Source organism: Achromobacter sp. 77 (assembly GCF_020541125.1).
GTDB classification, from domain to species: Bacteria; Pseudomonadota; Gammaproteobacteria; order Burkholderiales; family Burkholderiaceae_B; genus Achromobacter; species Achromobacter mucicolens.
Genome location: NZ_CP059848.1, coordinates 2,793,290 through 2,815,863, shown reverse-complemented (window position 1 = coordinate 2,815,863; position 22,574 = coordinate 2,793,290). Strand labels below are relative to the sequence as shown.

Genomic DNA, 22,574 nt, shown 5'->3' with positions numbered 1-22,574 from the left:
CCATGGATCCGTCCCAACTGACCCGAATCACCGGCGGCCAGCCCCAACCGCTGGGCGCCACCAGCGATGGCCTGGGCGTGAACTTCGCGGTGTTCTCCGCGCACGCCACCCGTATCGAGCTGTGCATCTTCGATCCCAAGGGGCGCAAGGAATTGCGCCGCTTCGACCTGCCGGAGTGCACGGACGAAATCTGGCACGGCTACCTGCCGGATGCGCAGCCCGGCCTGCTCTACGGCTACCGCGCCCACGGCCCGTACGATCCGCAAAATGGGCACCGCTTCAACCCCAATAAGCTTCTGCTGGATCCCTATGCGCGCCAGCTGAGCGGCCCGCTGCACTGGAGCAATGCGCTCTTTGGCTACCGCATGAATCATTCGCGGCAGGATCTGAGCTTTGACCGCCGCGACAGCGCCCCCGCCATGCCCAAGGCCATCGTGGCCGACGAGGTGCCGTTCAACTGGGGCAACAGCAAGGCCCCGGATACGCCCTGGAATGACACGACGATCTACGAAGTTCACTTGCGCGGCGTGTCGATGCAGCGCGAGGACCTGCGCCAGCCGCTGCGCGGCACGTGCGCGGCCCTGGCCGATCCGCGTTTCATCGAGCATCTGCAACGTCTGGGCGTGACGGCGGTGGAACTCTTGCCGGTGTATGCCTTCCTGCAGGACCACTTCCTGACCGAGCGCGGGCTGCGCAACTACTGGGGCTACAGCACCCTGTCCTACTTCGCCCCGGAACCGGCGTACCTGATGCAGCACCCCAACGAACTGCGGCTGGCGATCCGCCGCCTGCACGCGGCGGGCATCGAGGTGATCCTGGACGTGGTCTACAACCACACCTGCGAAGGCAACGAAATGGGGCCGACGCTCTCCTGGCGCGGCCTGGACAACGCCAGCTACTACCGCCTCATGCCGGGGCAAGAACGCTACTACATCAACGACACGGGCTGCGGCAACACGGTCAACATGTCGCATCCGCGCGTGCTGCAGATGGTGACCGACTCGCTGCGGTACTGGGCCACGTCTTACGGCGTGGATGGCTTTCGCTTCGACCTGGGCGTGACATTGGGCCGCGAGGGCAACGGCTACGACCCCGGCTCGGGGTTTTTCGACGTGATCCTGCAGGATCCGGTGCTGTCCAAGCTCAAGCTCATCTCCGAACCGTGGGACATCGGCCCGGACGGCTACCAGTTGGGCAACCACCCGCCCGGGTTCGCGGAATGGAACGACAAGTTCCGCGACACCACGCGCCGCTTCTGGCGCGGGGATGAAGGCATGCGCGGCGAGATGGCGGCGCGGCTGTGCGGGTCGCGCGACATCTTCGACCGCCGCCATCGCCGCCCCTGGTCCAGCGTCAACTACGTGGCCTCGCACGACGGCTTCACGCTGGCCGACATCGTCAGCTACGACGGCCGCCACAACGAGGCCAATGGCGAGGACGGCAATGACGGCCATTCCGAGAACTTCAGCCACAACTGGGGCGCCGAAGGGCCGACCGACGATCCGCAGATCCTGGAGACGCGCGGCCGCGTCCAACGCGCGCTGCTGGGATCGGCCATGCTGTCCGACGGCACGCCGATGCTGCTGGCGGGCGATGAATTCGGCAACAGCCAGGAAGGCAACAACAACGCCTACTGCCAGGACAACGCCATTTCGTGGCTGGACTGGACGCAGGCGCAAAGCGATGCCGGCCGGGCGCTCAGCCGCTATGTGGGCCGCCTGACGGCCCTGCGCCGCGCACATCCCAGCGTACGCAGCGCCCGCTATGGCGATGCGGGCCAGGAAATTCTGCCGGGCGTCCCGGCCATTTCCTGGTTCGACGCATCGGGCGCGCCGCTGGAGGGCCCGGCGTGGGACGCCGAACAGGAACGCGTCATGGGCTTGCGCCGTGCCGCGCTGCGTCCCGAAGGCGGCGCCGACGTGACGCTGTTGCTGATGAACCCCACGCACGAAGCCGTGACCTTCACGCTGCCCGAAGCCGGCTTCGCCTGGTCGTTGGAACTGGACTCGGACAAGCCAGCCGAGCCCGCGCCATGGGACGAGCCGACGGTGACGGTTGCGCCTCATAGTCTTGTCTTGATGGGACAGCGGGCGGAATCTGGAGAGGCGACATGACGCATCCGTACTCATTCGGCGCCTTGCCGCTGGAAAGCGGCGTCACCCGCTTTCGGCTGTGGGCGCCGAGCGCCCTGCCCGGTCTCGTGCTGGAGGTCGAGGGCCACCCCCCGATTCCGATGCGGCCCGGCCCGGATGGCTTTGCGCAAGCCGATGTGGACTGCCCGGCAGGCGCCCGCTACCATTATCGGCTGGGCGACGGCGCCATCATGCCCGATCCCGCCTCGCGTCTGCAGGACGGCGACGTGCATGGCGACAGCGTTGTCGTGGCGCCCGGCGCATACCGCTGGAGCCACCCGGAATGGACCGGCCGCCCGTGGGAAGACACCGTCATCTACGAAGTCCACGCGGGACTGGCCGGCGGCTACGCGGGCCTGATCGCGCGGCTGCCCGAATTGGCCGACATGGGCATCACGATGTTGGAGCTCATGCCCATCGCCGATTTTCCGGGAGAACGGAACTGGGGCTATGACGGCGTGCTGGCCTATGCGCCCGACACCGCGTACGGTTCGCCCGACGATCTGAAGAACCTGATCGACACCGCGCATGGATTGGGCATGGGCGTGATGTTGGACGTGGTCTACAACCACTTCGGCCCGGACGGCAATTACCTGTCGGCCTATGCCGCGCCCTTCTTTCGCACCGATATCGACACGCCGTGGGGGGCTGCCATCGACTTCCGGCAGGCGGCCGTCAGCGCCTTCTTCAAGGAAAATGCGCTGTACTGGCTGACCGAGTACCGCTTTGACGGCCTGCGCCTGGACGCTGTCCATGCCATCGCCGGACACGAGTGGCTGCACGAGCTGGCCGGCTTCGTGCGCGACAACGTCTCGGCCGAGCGCCACGTGCATCTCGTCGTCGAAAACGACGACAACCGGGCCAGCCTGCTGCGCGGCGATTTCGAGGCGCAATGGAACGACGATGCGCACCATGTGCTGCACCATCTGCTGACCGGCGAATCGCGCGGCTACTATTCCGACTACGCCGAAGCGCCCGCGCAGGCGTTGGCGCGCTGCCTGGCCGAAGGCTGGGTGTATCAGGGCCAACCCTCCGCCTATCGGGGCAACCAGCCGCGTGGCGAGCGCAGCGCCGACCTGCCGCCCACCGCCTTCGTGCTGTTCTTGCAGAACCATGACCAGACCGGCAACCGCGCGCGCGGCGAACGCCTGACCGAGCTGGTGGACAACCCCCAGCGTCTGCGTGCGGCTGTCGCGCTGCAATTGCTGGCGCCGCAGATCCCGTTGATCTTCATGGGCGAGGAACGCGGATCGCGCGCGCCGTTCCTGTATTTCACGAGCCACACCGATCCCGAACTGGCGCAGGCGGTGCGCGACGGCCGGCAACGCGAATTTTCGGCCTTTCCCGAGTTCGCCGGCGATACTCCCACCGCGCAGTTGCCCGATCCGAACGACGCGTCCACTTACCACGCCAGCTATCCCTGGCAGGACGAGCCAGATGCCGCCCAGTGGATGCGCGACTACACGGCGCTCTTGCAATTGCGCGCGCGCATGATCGCGCCGCGGCTGGCGGGCGCGGTCAGCCTGGGCGCCGCGGCGGTCGGCGACCGCAGCGTGTTTGCACGCTGGGAATTGGCCGATGGCGCCCGCCTGACGGTCTACGCGAACCTGGGGCCCAATCCTCAGACCGTGCCCGATTCGCTCATGCCCGGTCCGGACGTGTTCGCGACCCTGCTGTTCGAATCGCCCGCGGGCGGACGGGACCGGCTCGCACAAGGCGAACTGTGCCCGGACAGCACCGTCTGGCTGCTGGAGGACGCGGCATGAAGCGCACCAGTGCCGAGCCGGATGGCCTGTCCGCGCTGGCCGCCGAGGCTGGCATCGCGGAGCATTGGACCGATGCGCGCCAGCGCCCGCAGCGCGTCGCGCCGGAAACCTTGCGCGCGCTGCTGGCTGCGATGGACCTGCCGGCAGAGACGTCCCGGGACATCGCCGACAGCCGCCAGCGCCTGGCGGAACAGGCGGCGGACGCGCTGCCGCCCATGCTGGTGACGCGGTGCAACGCCCGCACGCCGCTGCCCAAGACTGCACGCGGCCCGTATCGCATCCTGTGCGAATCCGGCCACATCCTGAACGGCCATATTCAGGCGGGCGCGGACGGCCTCCCGTTCCTGGTCGCACCCGATGAGCCCGGCTACCACCGGCTGCTGTTGACTTCGGCGCAGGCCACGCTGGCCGTGGCGCCGCGGGAGGCCCCGAGCCTCGCCGACCTGACCGGCGCGGCCAGCCCGCGCTGTTGGGGTCTGGCCGCACAGGTCTACAGCCTGCGCCAGGACGCGCGCGCCGACATGCCGCGCACGCACGGTTTCGGCGATTTTGGCGCGCTGCGCGAACTGGCGGTGGCCGCTGCCGAGCAAGGCGCCGACATGCTTGCCATCAGCCCGGTTCACGCGATGTACGCCGCGCAACCCGAACGATCCAGCCCGTATTCGCCGTCCAACCGCCTGTTCCTGAACGTGCTGTACGCCGATCCCGCCCCCGTGCTGGGCCAGGATGCGCTGCAGCGCGCGCTGGCCGGCGTCGCCCCCGCGGCGTTGACCGCGCTGGACGGATTGGCGCGCATCGACTGGCCGGCGGCCGCGGCCATCCGCTTGCAAGCGCTGCGGTCCTTGCATGCCGAATTCGCCACCCATGGCGGTGTCAGTGAGCGGGCGCGCTATGCGAAATTTTGCACTGAGCGCGGCCAGGCCCTGCGCGACCACGCGATCTTTGAAGCGCTGCATGCGGCGCAACGCGCGCCCGGCGGGTCGATCCCCGCGTGGCAGCGCTGGCCTGCCGCCCTGCGCGATCCCGCCTCGTCGCAGGTCAAACGCTTTGCCGAGGACCATGCGCTGGACGTGGACTTTCACCAATTCGCGCAGTGGCTGGCGGCAGAGAGCCTGGCTGCGGCGCATGCCGCGGGCCGCGAGGCCGGCATGCGGCTGGGCCTGCTCGCCGATCTGGCCGTGGGCGCCAGTCCGGATGGCAGCCACGCCTGGAGCCGCCAGGCCGACCTCATGCGCGGCATGTCCGTGGGCGCGCCGCCCGACATCTACAACCCGCTCGGCCAGTACTGGGGACTGACCGCCTTCTCGCCGCGCGCGCTGCACACCCAGGGCTACGCTGCCTTCATCGACATGCTGCGCGCCGTGCTGGCGCATACCGGCGGCGTGCGCATCGACCACATCCTTGGAATGGCGCGTCTGTGGCTTGTGCCCGAGGGCGCGTCGCCCGCCGATGGCGCCTACCTGCGCTATCCGCTGGACGACATGCTTGCGCTGATCTCGTTGGAGGCCTGGCGCCATCGCGCCTGCGCCATTGGCGAAAACCTGGGCACCGTGCCCGAGGGCTTCGATGACCGGCTCAAGGACAATGGCGTGCTCGGCATGAACGTGCTCTGGTTCATGCGTCAGGCGCCGGATGCCCAGCCGGGTCCCGACGCGCCGGCCGGTTTCACGACGCCCGCCGAGTGGCCGCGCGACGCGGTCGCCATGACGACGACGCACGACTTGCCCACCCTGCGCGGCTGGTGGGACGAGCGCGACATCGACTGGCGCGTCAAACTGGGTCTGCTGGGCGCCGACGACAGCGAGGAAAGTCTTCGCGCCGGACGGGCGCTGGACCGCGAGCTGCTCTCGCGGGCGCTGGATCCAAGCCTGGCAACGCCGCCCGCCGAAGCGCCGGTGCCAGCGCTTCTGCAGTTCGTGTCCTCCAGCCCGTGCCCGCTGATGTTGATTCCGATGGAAGACGTTGCCGGCGTACTGGACCAGCCAAATCTGCCGGGCACCATCGACACCCACCCCAATTGGTGCCAACGGTTGCCGCTGGGCATCCACGCTACCTTTGCCGATCCCGCCACGCAGGCCCGCCTGGATGCCGCGCGCGCCGGAAGGAGACAATCTTGAGCACACCGCAAGCCACCGCCCGGCTGCAATTGCACGCAGGCTTCACACTCGACGACGCGTGCGCCCAGGTGGATTACTACGCGGACCTGGGGGTCAGCCATCTGTATCTGTCGCCCATCACCCGCGCGCGAGCGGGCTCCACGCACGGCTACGATGTCATCGACCACTCCGTGGTCAGCCCGGAACTGGGTGGCGAACCCGCCCTGCTCCGGCTGGCCAGCGCCGCGCGGGCACGCGGCCTGGGCCTCATCGCGGATATCGTGCCCAACCACATGGCGGCCCATCCCACCAACGCGTGGTGGCGCGACGTGCTGGCCAACGGCGCGGCAAGCGCGTGGTCGGCCTACTTCGATATCGACTGGAATCGTCCCGCGCCGGCGCTGCGCAACAAGGTCCTGCTGCCCGTGCTGGGCGACCCGTACGGCGCGTCCCTGGAACGCGGCGCGATCACGCCGCAATGGGACCCGGACGCCGCCGTCCCAGAGCTGGACGTGCATGGCCAGCGCTATCCGCTGACCCCATCTTCCGTGCCGCGCGGCGCCGCACGCGAGGCGTGGCTGCGCGAACACGACCCCGCCGAGGGGCCCGGCCGCCAGCGTCTGCATGAACTCCTGGAACGCCAGCACTACCGCCTTGCGTGGTGGCGCACCGCGCCCGACCAGATCAACTGGCGGCGCTTCTTCGAAATCAGCGAACTGGTCGGCGTGCGTGTCGAGGACGAGGCGGTCTTTGACGCCGTCCACGCGCTTGTCCTGCGCCTGACCGCGCAAGGTGTGCTGGACGGCCTGCGCATCGACCACATCGATGGGCTGGCGTCGCCCGGCGGCTACTTGCGCCGGCTGACGGCGCGTCTGGCTCAAGCCAACGCCAGCCGGCCCGCGGCGCTTCGCCAGGACCAGCCATATCTGGTCGTGGAGAAGATCCTGGCGCATGACGAGGCGCTGGATCCTCGCTGGCAGACCGACGGCACCACGGGCTACGACTTCATGGACCAGGTGAGCGCCGTGCTGCATGCCCCGCAGGGCGAGGCGCCGCTGCGCTCATTCTGGCAAGAATTGACCGGCGACGACCGCGACCCCACCGAGCAGCTGCGCGCGGCGCGCGTGCGCATGCTGGTGCGGCACTTCCCCGCCGAACGGCAGGCGTTGGTCGGCTGCCTTGCACAGATCGCCAGCCAGGACGTGCGCACGCGCGACTGGACCGCAACAGCGATCGACCGCGCGCTGAGCGCCCTGCTGGCGGCCTTCCCCGTCTACCGCACGTACGCCGAGGACGAGGGCAGCAACCCGGCGGACGCGCATCGGCGCAACACCGCCGTTCAGGGCGCGGCGTTGGCGCTGGCGGCCCGCGAGGGTTCGGCAGACGCCACGCTGCTGGCGCAGATCGCCGAATGGTTCAATGGCCAGCCGGAACACGCCACTGCACTGCGGCGCTTTCAGCAATTGACGCCGCCCCTGGCCGCGAAGGCGCTGGAGGACACGCTTTTCTACCGTTACGGGCCGCTGCTGTCTCGCAATGAGGTCGGCGCGTCGCCCGCGCGCTTCTGCCTGTCCGGCGACGAGTTCTTTCAGGCCTGTGCCGCCCGAGCCCGCACGCATCCCCGCGCCATGCTGGCCACCGCCACGCACGATCACAAGCGCGGCGAAGACACGCGGGCCCGCCTTGCCGTCCTGACGGAGATGCCGCAGCGCTGGCTGGAAGCGGCGCGCGGCTGGATCGACGCCATGCCTGCCGGCTTGACGCGTGCCGACCGCTACATGCTCATCCAGACCCTGGTCGGCGCCTGGCCCTGCGATTGGCGCGCCGAACCGTCCGATTGGCCGGCCGACCGCCTGCAACCCTGGCTGGACCGTGTCGCCCAATGGCAGGAAAAGGCGCTGCGGGAAGCCAAGCTGCACACCAGCTGGACCGACCAGGACCCGGCGTACGAAGCGGCCGCAAAGGCGTGCCTCGCCTGGCTGGGCCACGACGCCGACGGCCGCGCCGTGCTGGCCAGCATGGCGGCCTTTGCGCTGGAAATCGCACCCGCCGGCATGGTGAACAGCTTTACTCAGACGCTGTTGCGCTGCACGTTGCCGGGCGTGCCGGACCTCTATCAGGGTACGGAACTCTGGGATTTCAGCCTCGTCGACCCGGACAACCGCAGGCCGGTCGACTACGGCCTGCGCGCCCGGCTGCTGGCCGAAGGGTCGCGCGACGTGGCAATGGACCTGTCGGAATCGGCTTGGCGCACGGGCGCGGTCAAGCAGGCCCTGATTCACCGCCTGCTCCTTGCCCGCCAGCGTACCCCCGCGCCGTTTGCGGCAGGCACCTTGCACGCCGTGCAAGCCGAAGGCAGCCAGGCGGACCATGTGCTGGCCTACGTGCGCCAACATGAGGGTCAGTCGGCCCTTATCGTCGGGGCGCGCACCTGCGCGTTGCGGTTGACCGGCTATGTAAACGGCCAGCCGGGCGAGGCGCGAGCGTTCTGGGGCGATACGGCGCTGCGGTTGCCGGCGGCAAGCCCGATTCTGTCCTGGCACGACGCGCTAACCGGGCGCCGGGTGCGCGCGGGCGCCGATGGCCTGCTGCCGGTATCGGAAGTGTTGCGCGACGGCCCCGCGGCGTTGTGCCTGTCTGCGTGAGCGCGGGACGGCCTTTCAAACGCACTTCGGCCCCGGATACGCCACGGAGGAGGCGCGGCCGGGGCCGTCAGGCACTACGCAGACAACCGCGCGCTGGTGACGCGGCTGGCGTAGCCAACGCGTTTAGCGCTGGGTCCTGTTCTGCTGGCCTGAAGTCTGACCTTGTTGATTCCGGTCTTTCTCCATTTGCTGACCCGATTGTCCGGGCTGTTGACCCGGCGACTGGTTGCGGTCCCGCGGATTTTCCTGGGACTGTTGCTTTTGCGGTTGCTTCTGCTGGTCGGGTTGGTTCTGGTTGGCCATTACAAGTCTCCTAGTAAGCGGAGATATTCCGCCCAGATACCAGAGCAACCGGCGTGCCCAGCCGAGGCGCGGCGGGCGGGTCCAGGGCAAGCATTTTCAGGGGACGGGGCCGGGGCTGGGCAAATCCCGCGCCGGTCGGTAAAAACTACGCTCGCGCAGGGCCACGGCAGGCGGCGACTACGCCACCGTCCGCAAGATGACGGGGCGCGTGGGCTCCGTTTCCTGGCTGGGCCCGTCGAAGGCATCCAGCCACGACGACGCATAAGCGGCGGGCGCAGCCAGCGGCTCGCCGCCGTCGCGTTGCGTGCGCAGGCGCAAGATCAGTTCGTCCAGCGGCATGGGTCGGCCCAGCGAAAAGCCCTGCCCGTAGCGGCATCCGGCCGCACGCAGCGCGGGAATGTCGGCCACGTTCTCCACCCCTTCGGCCACCACGCGCCAGCCCAGGCGGGTAGCCAGCTCCGCCGCGGTGCGCAGCACCTCAAAAGCCACGGCGCTACGGCGCATCCGCGTCACGAAATACTGGTCGATCTTCACCTCCGACAGCGGAAGCGCCGACAGCAGCTTGAGCGACGCATGGCCGGTACCGAAATCGTCCAGGCTGACTTCGCAACCCGCCTCTTCCAGCCGGAGCAGCGACGCGCGCAGCACGTCCAGATCATGGATGGGTTGGTCTTCGGTCAATTCCACGCGCACCAGCGAGGGCGGCAATTCCGCGGACCGCACGCGATCCAGCAGGAAATCGATGCAGCGCGTCTCGGAAAGCGTGGTGGCCGGCGCATTGATCGCCAGCGGCACCGCCAACCCCAAACGGCGCAGTGTCTGGAGCGCATCGATGACCCGCACGCAGACGCGCTCGAACAGCATGCAGTCCAGCCCAAGCCGGTTCACGGCCGGGATGAAGTCCGACGGCATCACGATGCCCAGTTGCGGATGCTGCCATCGGACCAATGCTTCGGCCGATACGATCCGGCCCGTCAGCAGGTCCACTTGCGGCTGCAGGAGCACGCGCAGCCCGTCCCGGCTGGTGATCATGGCGGTAATTTCCGCATCGCTGACCACGGAATTTTGGCAAGGCTCAGTGTTGATCATGGCTTGCTCCAGATGCGCTCCGACGTGATGCCTGCGCTGTCCGGGCGCAGATCGGGACACGATATTCGGGCATTCTGCGCTCACTCCGCCATAAAGTCACACACATGTAACCAGAGGTGTTAAGGTGCGGAAATTCATGTTTCGCGCGGCATTGCGGGCACCCTGCAATACGCGCCTGACGGTGTCTTGTCGACATGGTAGGGTTGCCGTCTTCGGGCCCGGCCCACGTTCCATTTCCGCTGTATTTCCCCTCTTCGCGTGACTAGTCTGCTTACCCGTTGGCGCGCTTCCCTGCGCAATGTGCTGTGGCTCGACGCCCTGCAAGCCGCCGCCATCAGCGCGGCCCCCGTCATCCTTGCCGTGCTGGTGCACGAACCGCGGTTGGGCTGGACCGCCATCGCGGCGTTCTGGGCCTGCTTCGGCGACCCCGGCGGCCCCTTGCGCAAGCGCGCGGGATCGATGCTGGCGCTGGGCTTGATCGGCGCCCTGTTCTGCCTGCTGGCCAGCGCCAGCGCGGCGCACCTCTGGCTGCTGTTGCCTCTTACGTTTGTCTGCTGCACGTTCGGCGGGCTGCTACGCGTGCTGGGACCGGCCGCCGCCATCGTGGGCACCCTGCTGTCGGCCGGCTTCGTCGTGGCCGCCGAGCTGCCCGCGCCGACGCTGATGGAAAGCCTCTGGTACACGCTCTTCTTCCTGGCGGGCGCGGTCTGGGCCATCCTGATGACGGCGCTCGTCTGGCGCCGCCGCCCCTGGAAGGACGCGACCCATGCGGTCGCGCACTGCTACCGGGGGCTGGCCGATTTTTCCGACGCGCTGGCTCGCATGTATTCGGGCCTCGCACCCGCCGCGGGGCAACAAGCCTGGACCGCCGTCGTCAAGCCCCAGCGCAGCGCCCAGCGCGCCGCGCTGGAAGCCGCCCGCGTCCGCATTCGCGAAGTGCTCGATGCCCGGCCGTCGCGCAGAGCCCGCGCGCATCAATTGATGTACCTGCTGGACAGCGCCGAAGACAGTTTCATCGCACTGGTCGCGGCCGCCGACCTGCTGGAATCGAACGCGCCGCGCTGGCTGGGCCGCAGCGCCGGCGCCCACCTGTCGCACGCCCTGCACCGCTACGCCAGCGCCTGCAACGCCATCGCCAGCACCTCCGATGTCAGCGATGCCAAGCAGGCCGATTGCCTGCGCGAGCGCCTGGCCCATTACAACGCCGGGCTGCGCGATCTGCGCGGCGGCGCCATGGCCTACGCGCCCGACCTGGCCACCGTGGTGCCGGTGCTGGACCGCCTGCTGCACACCGCTCAGGCGGTCTCCCACACCCTTTTCGACCAGGGCGCCGCGCCCGCCGCGCCCGCCCAACGCGCCCGCGACGCAAGCGGCGCGCGCCAGGCCTGGCAAACGTTGCGCCAGAACCTGCGGTTCGAATCCGATGCCTTCCGCCATGCGTTTCGCGTCGGCGTGGGCGCCACCATTGCCGTCGCGCTGTCCAAGACCTTTGCCGTCAACCACGGCTACTGGATGTCGCTGACGCTGGTCTTCATCCTGCAGCCGTATTTCGCGACGACCTGGCAACGCACCGTCGAGCGCGTGATCGGCAGCGTGGCGGGCGCCATCGGCGCCTCGTTGCTGGGACTGCTGCTCAGCACGCCGCTGTCGGTGGCGCTGGCGGTGCTGCCGATCGCGCTGGGCACGTTTGCCGCGCGCACCATCCATTACGCGCTGTTCACCTTTTTCCTCACCTCGCAGTTCGTGCTGGTCAGCCACATCCAGCAGCCCGAGATCTACGAGCCCATGCTGGCCGCGCTACGCGCGTTCAACAGCGTGCTGGGCGGCATCCTGGCGCTGCTGGTGGGCTTTCTGGTCTGGCCCGAGAAGGAACCGCGGCAGCTTGCCGGCGCCCTGGCGCGCGCGCTGCACCGGCACGCGGACTACGCGCTGGCCCTGACGCAGGAAAAGAGCGGCGACGCGTCTTCGCAGGACATCGTCGGCCTGCGCAGGCTTGCCTGCCTGTCGGCCGACAATGCCGAGGCTTCCCTCCAGCGGCTTCAGCAGAATCCGGTGCATCGCGAGCGCAACGTGGACACCGCGGTGAACCTGCTCAACGCCATGCGCCGAATCACGGCGGCGGGCACGGTGCTGGAAATCCAGCCAGCGCTACCCTCGGCGTCAGCGGCGGCCGCCGCGCTGCGCGACTACGGCGCCATGCTTGCGCACGTGCTGCACCCCGAAGGCCCCACCCCACCCGGAGACGCACGCCGCATCGGCGTCCCGCCGGTCATCGCCGACGCCGAACCGGCGCTCGCCGCCCCGCTGGACCGCATCGCCCAGCAGGCGCGCCAGATCCGGCAACTGCGCGAACGCGTGCAGCGCGACGAAACAGCGCCATAACGGCCTCTCATTGCGCCGGCGAGGCCAAAGTCAGACTGGTTTGACGCACATCAATGGAGCGCGCGGGCGAAACGGCAACCATACGGTGGCACGCTTTTAACCAAGGAGGCCCACCATGTACCGCCGCATTACCGTCCACCTGGACCACGGGTTTGACTGCACCCGCCGCACCGCGCTGGCGCTGGGACTGGCCAAGCGCCACAAGGCCGAACTGGTGGGGGTCTACGCCAGCTCCGCGCCGCCGCAGTACTACTACGGCGAATCCGTCATGATGTCGCGCACGCTGAACATCATGAAGAACCTGCAGGCACAGAATCGGGGTGCGGTACAAAACGCCTTTCTGGAAGCGGCAGCGGCCGCCGACGTGCCGGCCGTCGTCCGGGCCGGCGAATCCTCGCCCAGCGCCACCGTTGCCCTGCACGGCCGGGCCAGCGACCTCATCATCGTCAGCCAGCAAAACCGCGACGACGTCGAAGCCGCGCACGAAAACGAATTCGTTGAACAAACCTTGCTGACCGCCGGCCGCCCCGTCATGGTGCTGCCGTCCAGCGGTGATTTTCCGGTGGTCGGCGATCGGGTCCTCTTGTGCTGGGACGGCAGCCGCGAAGCCGCCCGCGCGCTGGCCGATGCGGCGCCGCTGCTACAGGGCGCCTCGCATGTGGTCGTGCTGACCATGGACGAAGGGGCCGCCACGCGCAATGTCGAATCCATCCCCTTCGAAGACCTGGCCAGCTATTGCGTTGCGCATGGCATCCCCGCGCCCGATCACGTGCGCCGCGACATCAAGGGCGTCGGCGTGGGCAGCACCATCCTGAATGCCGCCGCGGACTACAGCGCGGACCTGATCGTCATGGGCGCGTACGGCCATAGCAAGTTCCGGGAATGGGCCATGGGCGGCGCCACCGCTTCCATCCTTAAAAGCATGACCGTGCCCATCATGTTCTCGCACTAACGCGCATCCCCTGCCCGTCCACACGAAGCCGCGCCCCTCACCGGGCGCGGCTTCGGTGCATTGCAGACGGGCGCAGTATCAGGCCGCCTCGGTCTGCGCGTCGCGAACCGGCGTCAGCACCGGCTTGCCCGCAAAATGCGCCGTGGCGTTTTCCAAGAACAGCGCAACCGTAGCCGCCACGGCTTCGGGCGACCGGCCCGCGCTGTGCGGCGTCAGCACCACGTTGTCCAGTTGCTTGAGCGCATCAGGTATGAACGGCTCGCCGTCCACCACATCCAGGCCCGCGCCCGCGATGCGCCGCTCGGCCAGCGCCGCGATCAGCGCGTTGGTATCGACCACGCTGCCCCGCGCGATATTGATCAGATACCCATCCGGACCCAGCGCCTCCAGCACACTGGCATCAACCAGGTGATGCGTGCCGGCGCCGCCCGGGGTGGCCACCACCAGAAAGTCCGATTCCGCTGCCAGCGCGCGGGGGTTGTCGAAATAGGTGTAGCCCGACTCCGGCCGGGCGCGGCGGTTGTAATACCCGACGCTCATGCCGAACCCATTCGCGCCCCGGCGGGCGATTTCCAGGCCGATGGTGCCCAGGCCCAAAATGCCCAGACGCTTGCCGCTGACCTGCGGCCCCATAAAGCCGCTCCAGTGGCCCTGCCGGACCCAGGCGTCCGCCTGCGGCAGCCGGCGCGCGGCGCCCAACAGCAGCGCCATCGCATGGTCGGCAACGGAAACCGCATTGGCGCCCGGGCCGTTCGTCACGACAATGCCGCGCGCATGCGCCGCCAAGAGATCAATGTTTTCATAGCCGACGCCCAGCGAACAGACGATGCTCAGGTTCGGCAGCGCGGCCATTTCGTCAGCCCGCAGGCCAGTGGCGCCACGCGTCAGGACGGCGCGGATCTGCCCGCCATGCGCCTGGATGGCCTGCGCGCGGGTCTGGTCGGTGGTGGCGAGAATCGGGCGAAAGCCCTGGGATTCGATGACGGGAAGATAGTCCTGAACGCTGTCGATCAGGATGAGTAAGGGGATGCTCATGGGCTGGGGGATCTAGGTGGGTTGCTGCTGAAACCCGCAGATCTTACGCCCGGCGCGGCACGCGCGCCAGGACGGCAGGGCCGCCCCGGGCCCTGCTGGCGGCCCGCCAGACGCGCTGGCGTCCGGCGGCCATCAGCGTGTCATGGCGCTATATGCGTCCCATCAACAGCAGCACGATGAGCACGATCACAACGATGCCCAAGAGGCCGCTCGGGTAGTAGCCCCAGCTACGGCTGTGAGGCCAGGCGGGGACGGCGCCGATAAGCAACAGGATCAGGATGATCAGCAGGATGGTCGACATAATGACTCCTTGGATTTATTGATTTGAGTTGTGGATGGGGCGAAGGATCAGGCGTCTTTCGGCGGCACGATTTCCTTGACGGGCGGGGACAGCGGCGGCAGGTCCACGTCCGGCTCATCGGTATCCGGGTCGACCGGCAAGTCCCCCGGCGGCGAGCCGGGCGGGATAGGATCCGGCTTCGGCGGCACATGTAGTTGCAGGACGGTTTGCATTGCACTCTCCTCTGAAGATTCTCTCGCGGGCAGCGCGGCCGGTCGGCGGGCGTTTCCGGCGGCGCGATTGCCGACAAGGCATTCAGCAAGCGGCGTGCCCAAAGCCGTCCACGCCCGCGATCGCCGCCGCCGGGAACGCGGCATGCTGTAGCCCAGCGCTACCGCGCGCACCCGGAGATTGAATGAGCACCCGCACGCAAAAGGACCCGGACCCGTTGCCCGTCGAAGAGGCATCGCTGACCTATGTGGACGACACGCAGCCCGGCTACACCCGCGTGCGCGTCAACGCCCATACGTTTCACTATCTGGACGAGAAAGGCGCGCGCATCACCGACGAGGCGCAGATCCAGCGCATCAATGCCCTGGCCATCCCGCCCGCGTACGAAAACGTATGGATCTGCCCGCTGGCGGACGGGCATCTTCAGGCCACGGCGCGCGATGCGCGCGGCCGCAAGCAATATCGCTATCACCCCGGCTGGACGGCGGTGCGCGACGCCACCAAATACAAGAATCTGCTGTCCTTCGGCCACGCATTGCCCCGGATCCGGCGTCAGGTCGAGCGCGACATGAAGATACCGGGCCTCACGCAGGACAAGGTGGTCGCGACCCTGGTCCGCCTGCTGGAGATCACCCTGATCCGCGTTGGCGGGCGCGAATATGCGCGTGCCAACAAGTCCTACGGCCTGACAACGCTCAAGCGCCGTCACACGACCGTGGCCGGCAGCCGTTTTCGGTTCAGATTCCAGGGCAAGAGCGGCGTGGCCCACGACGTCACGGTCACGGACCGTCGCGTGGCGCGCATCATCAAGCAATGCCTGGACATTCCGGGCCAGCAGCTGTTTCAGTATCTGGATGCCGACGGCGACAAGCGCCCGGTTGATTCCGGCGCGGTCAATGCCTACCTGCGTCACGCCGGCGGCGGCGAATACACCGCCAAGCACTATCGCACCTGGGCGGGCTCCGTGATGGCCTTTGCCGCGCTGCAGGCGCGCCCGTTCGAAGACGAGCGCCGCGCCAAGCAGGAGGCGGTGGACGTCATCAAGGCCGTATCAAAACGGCTGGCGAACACGCCCGCCGTGTGCCGCGCGTGCTACGTGCACCCAGCCATCATGGAGGCCTACCTGACTGGTACGCTGCCCGCGCGCACGGCCGCGCCAGCAGGCCCTCGCGGGCTCAGCGCCGACGAGCGGCGCCTGCTCGCCTTTCTTCATGAGCAGGACGCCGGCGATGCGTGATCAGAGAATCGAGGAGCGCGCATTCTTGGCGCGGGGCTGCGGTGCGGAGCCGTCGGCCCAATTCGATTCGGTCTTGTTGTCGACCACCTCGCGCTTGTCGCGCGCGGCCTCGTCGGGCGTATCGGCATCGGGTTTATCCGGTAGATTTGGCACGTCGACGGGACCGCTCGGCGGCAGTATCTTAGCGTTGTCCTGCGCGGATTTGCCGGCGCGCGCCGGCGAGGTGGTTTTGGATGTGGACGAAGGTTTCACGGTGTTCTCCCGCCAGTTGCGAACCTTCATCCTACGGCCCCTCGCCCGCAGGAAAAACTGTCAAGACCTTCAAATTGCAAGCGGATGTGCCGCCGCGCCAGCCGCGCCTGTGTGGCCGGGCAGCCGCGGCCGCTCACAAGGAGATGCAATGCGAGACCCAAACTTCGAACAATGTGTGCAAGCCTGCTATGAATGCGCGGTAGCGTGCGATCAATGCGCGGCCGCGTGTCTGCGACAGAATCCGGCGCAGATGCGCGCGAACATCGCCTTGTGCACCGATTGCGCCGAGGTCTGCCGCTTGTGCGCGGCCATGCTGGCCCGCGGCGGCGAATTCGCTCAGGCGCTTTGCACGTTGTGCGCGCTGGTCTGCGATGCCTGTGCGCGGCAATGTTCCACGCACGACGCCGAGCACTGCCAGATTTGCGCAGGCGCCTGTATCGCCTGCACGCTGGCATGCCGAGACATGGTCGAGGCGTAAGCCTCGCCCCGCCGCGCGGCCGCCCGGGCCGGCCGCAACGGCGCATTTTTCCGCCCGACAGTCAGGAGCTTTCGATGGCCACCACGAATACCCCCATGCCTTCCGACTTCCCCGAGAACGGCCCCGACAATCGTGGCGCCTACAGGCGCTCGCGGCATCCGGAAAGCTGGATCGACGAGCTGGAAGCCACGCTCAGCGACACTTCGGCAACGGACCTTGAAGCCCTGAAGGCGCGCTTGAACGACCAGCTGCAAGCCACGCGCCAGAGCCTGCGCGAGGCGTCCGACAACGCCCATGACCTCATGCGCGAGACCCTGGACTGCACCGAGGACTACATCCACGCGCGTCCCTGGCAGGCAGTCGGGCTGGTGGCGGGCGCGGCCTTTCTGCTGGGCGTTATTGTCGGCCGCCAGTAAGACGTTCCCGGGCGGTCGCCGGGCACGGCGTTTGCTCGACTCCCATTGCAAGGCGCATCCCGCGCCGCCCAATGGGAGAACACATGAGCACCCCCAAAAGCGCCCAGACCGGCGACCGCCCTCACCCCACCCCGCCCATGCCGGCGCAGCACCTGGACGAACAGCCAGGCGTTGAAGCCGTCATGGTGCTCAAGCCCCAGTATCAGGCGCCCGGCTACAAAGGCAGCGGCAAGCTGCAAGACAAGGTTGCGATCATCACCGGCGCCGACTCCGGCATCGGCCGGGCCGTCGCCGTCCTGTTTGCCCGCGAAGGCGCGGACGTCGCGGTGATGTACCTCGATGAACACGAGGATGCCAGGGAGACCAGCCGCGCCGTTCAAGCCGAAGGCCGACAGTGCCTGCTGATCCCAGGCGACGTCCAGAACTCCGCCTTCTGCAACGAGGCCGTCGCGCAGGTGGTCAAGCATTTCGGCAAGCTCGATATCCTGGTCAACAACGCGGCCTACCAGCAACACACCGAGACGCTGCCGGAAATCAGCGACGAAAAATGGGACAAGACGCTGCGCACCAACATCAGCGCCTATTTCTACATGGCACGCGCCGCGCTGGAACATCTAAAACCCGGCAGCGCCATCATCAATACGGGATCAGTCACGGGACTGAACGGCAGCGGCAAGTTGCTGGACTACTCATCGACCAAAGGCGCCATCCACGCGTTCACCCGTTCGCTGGCCTCGAACCTGGCCGAAGAGGGTATTCGCGTGAACGCGGTCGCGCCCGGTCCCGTCTGGACGCCGCTCAATCCGGCCGACCGAAGCGCCGAAGACATCAAGTCATTTGGTGAAAAGACCGACCTGGGACGCCCCGCTCAGCCGGAGGAAATCTCGCCCGCCTACGTCTTTCTGGCGTCGCCCGAATGCTCGAGCTATATCACGGGCATCGTGCTGCCCATCACGGGCAGCGCGGGCGACTGAGCGATCCTCACTTCTCCGGCACCACCGAGGCCGGCGCGGCGCGCGACGCCGGGGACACCGGCGGCGCTTCGCCCTTGGGCGCAGGATGGATCTTGTCGCCATTGACGGCGGGCTCGCGACCCAACGCGCGGCTCATCGCGTAGTGATCGCTCAACATCGGCAAGGTGCGCGTCGCAAAGTCGCGCACCTGCGCATCTTCCGACTCCTTGGCGGCTGTTTCAAAAAGGCGATTGGCGGTCGCGTGCGCGTCCACGGCAGCCTTCTTGATATACACCTGGTCGAACTCGGCGCCCGTCTTTTCCCGCAATTCATGCAGCGTGGCGCGATCGGGCTCGGCCGGCTGATCGGGCAGCGAGATGTTCTTGGCCGCTGCCAACGCGTGGATCTCCTTGTTCACCGCCGTGTGCTGTTCAAGCATCTTGGCCGCAAACGCGCGCACCTGTGCGTCCTTGGCGCGCTTGCTTGCCAGTTCGGCGGCCTGCACCTCGAAAATTCCCGAACCCGAGGCAGCCTGCAGGAAGCGGGCGTCCGAGGCGTCCAGTTCTGCGGCATGCGATAGCGGGCCCGCGCCCGCAAGCACCACCGCCGCGGCAAGCGCGGCAAATGACGGTTTAGTGAATGGATTCATATTGCTGTCTCCGTGCGTGGCTGGGCGGGGCTCAATTGGCGGTGGTCGGCGCTTCCACCCGGCGCGGCGGATCCAGCGGATCAAAATCCTGCCACTTGCCATCCTGCCATCGCCCATTGGCCCGTTCGATGTCGGTGCCGCCCGCGGCGCGCAAGATCTGGCGGGCTTGCTGCTCGCGCCCAAGGTCCACGTGCAGCGCCAGCATGACACCGGCCTGGCGCACGGGCGGGTGCGATTTCTCGGGCTCGCCCGGCGCGGTGCGCACCCGCTTCTTGCGGCCGACCACCCACATGGCGCCCGCCAACGCCCCGATGTAGGCGCCCACCCCGGCAGCGGCAATCGTGATGAAGATCGAGGCGGCCAGTTGCGCGGCAATCAGCCCTGCCACCAGCGCAAACACCAGCCCCAGCAACGACGCGCCGGCCACCGCGCCGAAATGCCCGCCTTTGGCATCGGGGTCAGCGATCCGGTCGCCCCCCAGCGGAAAGCGCCCATGCTCGCCGGCAATGCTGACGTAAAAAGTGTGGATGTCATCCTCGGTATAGCCCTCGGCGAACAACTTCTGGGCGGCCAGCGTGGCTTCGTCGAAGGTCTGGAACCGTGCAGCGACAATCAAGGACATGACAATCTCCCGGGGAAAAATTTTCAATCAAGGAGCAACTTCCATACCTGCGCTGCCGGAACCGCCCTGCACATCGCGACGTCGGCATGGCGCTTGCTGCCTGCCCCGCACCCGCTGCTGCGCGCACCGCTTGTTCCGATCCCGCGCGCGCCCTTATCCGGAGAGTGCTCATGCCCCGTATACCCGACACCGATATCAACCTTGACGAAAGCGGCCGTCCCGATCTGGGTCCCAGCGACTCTTCAGATTCGGCCAGCGACCTGCCGCGCGACCTCAGGCACACCGATAGCGACTCCCAGGCCACGGGCGAACGCGAGAGCGTCGAACCGGACTTCCAGGACGACGACGGCGCGGACGTGGCGACCGACCGCGTCACCGACGCGGACGAAGCCGGCCTCTCGCACGACGCGCCCGATCCGGTCCGCAACGGTGGCTGAGGCCATCTCGAACCGGACCCGGCGCCGCACTCCCTGAGGAACGACGATGGAAATATCCCGTACTGAGGAATTGCTGCCCGGGTCCGAACCCGACGAGGGCCTGCCGGCGCCCGAGCCTGCCCGCGGCGAAGCGCGGCGGTGCCTGTCCGTGCTGGATTGGATGGCGCTGATCGCCGTCGTGGCCGGTGGTTTGAACAGCGGCTTGATCGCCGCCGTCAATCTGGATGTGATCGAGAAAATTTTTCCGCATACGGCGGCGGCGCGCACCGTCTACGGCGTGATCGGCCTCGCGGCGTTGTATTGCGTCGTGATGCTCTTTCGTCTGGCTGACGAATTGGGCGAATCGGCCCGCTGACAGCAAGCCGTTTCGCCCGCCTTTCGCATTAATTGCCGTCAGGCCGCTTGCCCGGATACTGCCCGCCCTCTTCAAACTCCGGCCCCTTGCGGTTCGGCGTTTTATCCGAATGCCGCTTGTAAGGCTGATCGTTCTCGGTCGGCTTATCCGCGCCAAACTGACCGCTCTGGTTCGCCGCCTCCGTATCGTCCTTGGGGGTATTGGCCTTGGACTTGGCGGGCTGCTGATCGTCTGGGGTCGTCATGAATCATCTCCTTGATACGCGCCATCCGTGAATCGCGAATGGCCTCGCTCCTCCTGCGCAAGCGCCATGCCTGGAAATTCTGGGCACGTTACTTGCTCTAGGGGTAGTCGGGTCCGCCAACTACCGGATCACTTACCCAAGGAGTCAGTCATGAATCTGTCCAAAACGATTTGCCCCGCTTTTGCCCTGTGCTTTTCCGTCCTGGCTTTCCAGGCCTCCGCGCAAACGGGCACGACCGGCGTTCGCACGAACGATCAGATCGACAACCAATACAAAATGGACAAAAAGCAATGCGACGGCATGAAGGGCAATGCCAAGGACGTCTGCCAGAAGCAGGCCGAAGCCACGCGCGACAAGGCCAAGGCCGACGCCAAGGCCGCGAAGGAGAAGGCCGAAGCCTCCCACGACGCGGCCAAGACGCGCAACGATGCCGACTACAAGGTCGGCAAGGAAAAGTGCGATGCCATGTCCGGCAACGCCAAGGACGCCTGCATGGCTGACCTGAAGACCCGCTTCAACAAGTAAGCGGCGTCAGGCGGATTCCCGGGACGGTCCACCCGTCCGGGAATTCTCGCCGGGCAGCACGTAGCCTGCTGCCGCGTATTCCTCAAGACGGTTGTAGAGCGTCTTGGGACTGATGCCCAACACTGCGGCCGCCTGTTTCTTGACCCCATTGCATCGCTCAAGGGTGGCCAGGATCAGACGACGATCGGCTTCGGCCAAGGTCTCGCCAACCGGCACGCTGACTTGCCCGCCGGCCGACTCGCCAGCTGGCGATACCTGCGGCACAAGCATGTCCAGATCCAGCACATCCCCATCGGCCATGATGAACGCGCGCCGCACGAAGTTCTTCAGCTCGCGGACGTTGCCTGGCCATTCATACTGCGCGAGCGCGGCAGCCGCTTCGGGCGAAAAGTCCTTGTTCTTGCCGGATTCTTCGTTGAGCGCATGCAGGAAGCGCTGCGCCAGAAAAAGGATGTCGCTGCCGCGGTCGCGTAGCGCCGGCAGCTCGATGGGAAAAACGCTCAGCCGGTAGTACAGGTCTTCACGCAGCTTGCCCTCTTGCACGGCCTGCTCCGGATTCCGGTTGGTCGCAGCCACCACGCGAATGTCGCACGCAATTTCCCGGTTGGTGCCCACGCGCATGAATTGGCCGGTTTCCAGCACACGGAGCAGCTTGACCTGCAGGTCAAGCGGCATTTCGGTGACTTCGTCCAGGAACAACGTGCCGCCGTCGGCGCGCTCGAAGTACCCCTTGTGTTGGCGGTCTGCACCGGTGAAACTGCCGCGCTCGTGCCCGAACATTTCACTTTCGATCAGGTTGGGCGAGATGGCGCCGCAATTGACCGCGATGAACGGCCGCTGCCGGCGCGGGCTGAGTTCGTGGATGGCGTGAGCGGCCAGCTCCTTGCCGGTGCCGCTTTCGCCGATCAGCAAGGTGGTGACCGTGGTGGGTGCCACGCGCCCGATCTGACGATACAGCGTCTGCATCCGTTCGGACTTGCCATACAGCTTGCCGAACCGGCCCGGTTCTTCAAACGGGGTGCCGGGCATTTCGCCGCCCGAATTGGTCATGATCCGCTTCAGGATCTCTTCGAGGCGCTCCATGCAGATGGGCTTGACCAGATAGTCGGTCGCACCCAGGCGCAGGGCCTGCACGGCGTTGTCGACAGTACCGTGGCCGGTCATCACCACCACTTCTGCGCTGTGCACGGCAACGTTCTTGAAAATGTCCATGCCGCTGCCGCCCGGCAGCCGGACGTCCGTCAACACCAGGTCGGGCGCTTGCCGTTCGAGCTGGATGAGGGCGTCCTTGACGCTGGCCGCCAGGGCCACCGAAAACCCGCTTTCTCGGCCGATTTCGGCCAGTGTTTCCCGTATTGCATCGTCGTCGTCGACGATAAGCAGGTGAGGCATGCTATCTCCGTATCCCTTCCATAACCGTCAGAATAGTCACTATGAGGTCGGCCGGCGCAAATATCTGCCAGTTTCCAACAACGTTTTCCAATACTTGCAACTC

The 22,574-nt window shown here is 67.2% G+C and carries 23 protein-coding genes; 13 read left to right on the top strand and 10 right to left on the bottom strand.

Annotated elements, in window-relative coordinates; all coding sequences use genetic code 11:
• Window positions 1-2 precede the first annotated feature (2 nt).
• From glgX to treY, 4 genes are read left to right on the top strand one after another with little or no spacing between them, the layout of a single operon-like run.
• Window positions 3-2,114 (top strand): glycogen debranching protein GlgX, encoded by a 2,112-nt coding sequence (gene glgX / locus H4P35_RS13035; protein ID WP_226849322.1) that lies wholly within the window; start codon window positions 3-5, stop codon window positions 2,112-2,114.
• Complete coding sequence (gene treZ, locus H4P35_RS13030) at window positions 2,111-3,898, top strand: malto-oligosyltrehalose trehalohydrolase (protein ID WP_226849320.1); 1,788 nt, start codon at window positions 2,111-2,113, stop codon at window positions 3,896-3,898. The genes glgX and treZ overlap by 4 nt, the downstream gene beginning before the upstream one ends.
• Window positions 3,895-6,015: a 4-alpha-glucanotransferase gene (gene malQ, locus H4P35_RS13025; RefSeq protein ID WP_226849318.1), complete on the top strand. Its 2,121-nt coding sequence runs from the start codon at window positions 3,895-3,897 to the stop codon at window positions 6,013-6,015. Before treZ ends, malQ begins: the two co-directional genes overlap by 4 nt.
• The gene (gene treY, locus H4P35_RS13020; RefSeq protein ID WP_226849316.1) at window positions 6,012-8,639 is read left to right on the top strand and encodes a malto-oligosyltrehalose synthase; all 2,628 of its coding nucleotides are present in this window, start codon (window positions 6,012-6,014) and stop codon (window positions 8,637-8,639) included. Before malQ ends, treY begins: the two co-directional genes overlap by 4 nt.
• 123 nt (window positions 8,640-8,762) lie before the next feature.
• Here treY and H4P35_RS13015 read toward each other — a convergent pair whose 3' ends face one another.
• Together H4P35_RS13015 and H4P35_RS13010 are read right to left on the bottom strand one after the other, a co-directional pair.
• Window positions 8,763-8,942 carry a hypothetical protein gene (locus tag H4P35_RS13015; protein ID WP_056317712.1) on the bottom strand — a complete coding sequence of 60 codons (180 nt, stop codon included), beginning with the start codon at window positions 8,940-8,942 and terminating at the stop codon, window positions 8,763-8,765.
• Between the two features lie 177 nt (window positions 8,943-9,119).
• Entirely contained in the window at window positions 9,120-10,031 is a 912-nt protein-coding gene (locus H4P35_RS13010; RefSeq protein ID WP_180099456.1) for an EAL domain-containing protein, read from the bottom strand.
• 258 nt (window positions 10,032-10,289) lie between these two features.
• On the opposite strand from H4P35_RS13010, the gene H4P35_RS13005 reads away from it, so the two are divergent.
• Both H4P35_RS13005 and H4P35_RS13000 read left to right on the top strand, forming a co-directional pair.
• Window positions 10,290-12,413, top strand: a complete 2,124-nt coding sequence (locus H4P35_RS13005) for an FUSC family protein (RefSeq protein ID WP_226849314.1) — start codon at window positions 10,290-10,292, stop codon at window positions 12,411-12,413.
• 115 nt (window positions 12,414-12,528) lie between these two features.
• Complete coding sequence (locus H4P35_RS13000) at window positions 12,529-13,365, top strand: universal stress protein (RefSeq protein WP_226849312.1); 837 nt, start codon at window positions 12,529-12,531, stop codon at window positions 13,363-13,365.
• 78 nt (window positions 13,366-13,443) lie between these two features.
• Here H4P35_RS13000 and H4P35_RS12995 read toward each other — a convergent pair whose 3' ends face one another.
• The 3 genes from H4P35_RS12995 to H4P35_RS12985 all read right to left on the bottom strand — a co-directional run bounded on the left by H4P35_RS12995 (window position 13,444) and on the right by H4P35_RS12985 (window position 14,913).
• Entirely contained in the window at window positions 13,444-14,400 is a 957-nt protein-coding gene (locus H4P35_RS12995; protein WP_226849309.1) for a 2-hydroxyacid dehydrogenase, read from the bottom strand.
• A 148-nt stretch (window positions 14,401-14,548) separates the two neighbouring features.
• Window positions 14,549-14,701: a DUF3309 family protein gene (locus tag H4P35_RS12990; protein WP_076520934.1), complete on the bottom strand. Its 153-nt coding sequence runs from the start codon at window positions 14,699-14,701 to the stop codon at window positions 14,549-14,551.
• Between the two features lie 47 nt (window positions 14,702-14,748).
• A complete protein-coding gene (locus H4P35_RS12985; RefSeq protein ID WP_167427925.1) occupies window positions 14,749-14,913 on the bottom strand; it encodes a hypothetical protein in 165 nt (54 codons plus the stop codon).
• Between the two features lie 182 nt (window positions 14,914-15,095).
• Between H4P35_RS12985 and H4P35_RS12980 the strand changes: the two genes are divergently transcribed.
• Window positions 15,096-16,148, top strand: coding sequence for a DNA topoisomerase IB (locus tag H4P35_RS12980; protein WP_180099448.1), 1,053 nt, complete (start codon window positions 15,096-15,098; stop codon window positions 16,146-16,148).
• Here the strand turns inward: H4P35_RS12980 and H4P35_RS12975 are convergent, their stop codons facing one another.
• The gene (locus tag H4P35_RS12975; protein WP_226849307.1) at window positions 16,149-16,430 is read right to left on the bottom strand and encodes a hypothetical protein; all 282 of its coding nucleotides are present in this window, start codon (window positions 16,428-16,430) and stop codon (window positions 16,149-16,151) included.
• 220 nt (window positions 16,431-16,650) lie between these two features.
• Here H4P35_RS12975 and H4P35_RS12970 point away from each other — a divergent pair, with 220 nt between their 5' ends.
• The 3 genes from H4P35_RS12970 (at window position 16,651) to H4P35_RS12960 (ending at window position 18,268) form a co-directional block, all read left to right on the top strand.
• Window positions 16,651-16,878, top strand: coding sequence for a four-helix bundle copper-binding protein (locus H4P35_RS12970; protein ID WP_370638967.1), 228 nt, complete (start codon window positions 16,651-16,653; stop codon window positions 16,876-16,878).
• A 74-nt stretch (window positions 16,879-16,952) separates the two neighbouring features.
• Window positions 16,953-17,294, top strand: coding sequence for a YqjD family protein (locus H4P35_RS12965; RefSeq protein ID WP_056317694.1), 342 nt, complete (start codon window positions 16,953-16,955; stop codon window positions 17,292-17,294).
• An 83-nt stretch (window positions 17,295-17,377) separates the two neighbouring features.
• Complete coding sequence (locus H4P35_RS12960) at window positions 17,378-18,268, top strand: SDR family oxidoreductase (RefSeq protein ID WP_226849304.1); 891 nt, start codon at window positions 17,378-17,380, stop codon at window positions 18,266-18,268.
• Window positions 18,269-18,275: 7 nt separating this feature from the next.
• Here H4P35_RS12960 and H4P35_RS12955 read toward each other — a convergent pair whose 3' ends face one another.
• Together H4P35_RS12955 and H4P35_RS12950 are read right to left on the bottom strand one after the other, a co-directional pair.
• Complete coding sequence (locus H4P35_RS12955; RefSeq protein ID WP_152384407.1) at window positions 18,276-18,896, bottom strand: DUF4142 domain-containing protein; 621 nt, start codon at window positions 18,894-18,896, stop codon at window positions 18,276-18,278.
• Between the two features lie 31 nt (window positions 18,897-18,927).
• Entirely contained in the window at window positions 18,928-19,518 is a 591-nt protein-coding gene (locus H4P35_RS12950) for a phage holin family protein (protein WP_062839532.1), read from the bottom strand.
• 170 nt (window positions 19,519-19,688) lie between these two features.
• Between H4P35_RS12950 and H4P35_RS12945 the strand changes: the two genes are divergently transcribed.
• Entirely contained in the window at window positions 19,689-19,955 is a 267-nt protein-coding gene (locus H4P35_RS12945; protein WP_062839533.1) for a hypothetical protein, read from the top strand.
• A 46-nt stretch (window positions 19,956-20,001) separates the two neighbouring features.
• The gene (locus H4P35_RS12940; RefSeq protein ID WP_175155453.1) at window positions 20,002-20,310 is read left to right on the top strand and encodes a DUF378 domain-containing protein; all 309 of its coding nucleotides are present in this window, start codon (window positions 20,002-20,004) and stop codon (window positions 20,308-20,310) included.
• 28 nt (window positions 20,311-20,338) lie between these two features.
• Here the strand turns inward: H4P35_RS12940 and H4P35_RS12935 are convergent, their stop codons facing one another.
• Window positions 20,339-20,554: a hypothetical protein gene (locus H4P35_RS12935; protein ID WP_226849302.1), complete on the bottom strand. Its 216-nt coding sequence runs from the start codon at window positions 20,552-20,554 to the stop codon at window positions 20,339-20,341.
• A 150-nt stretch (window positions 20,555-20,704) separates the two neighbouring features.
• On the opposite strand from H4P35_RS12935, the gene H4P35_RS12930 reads away from it, so the two are divergent.
• Window positions 20,705-21,079 (top strand): hypothetical protein, encoded by a 375-nt coding sequence (locus H4P35_RS12930; protein WP_056317667.1) that lies wholly within the window; start codon window positions 20,705-20,707, stop codon window positions 21,077-21,079.
• A 6-nt stretch (window positions 21,080-21,085) separates the two neighbouring features.
• Here H4P35_RS12930 and H4P35_RS12925 read toward each other — a convergent pair whose 3' ends face one another.
• The gene (locus H4P35_RS12925) at window positions 21,086-22,471 is read right to left on the bottom strand and encodes a sigma-54 dependent transcriptional regulator (protein ID WP_056317664.1); all 1,386 of its coding nucleotides are present in this window, start codon (window positions 22,469-22,471) and stop codon (window positions 21,086-21,088) included.
• Window positions 22,472-22,574: the final 103 nt, after the last annotated feature.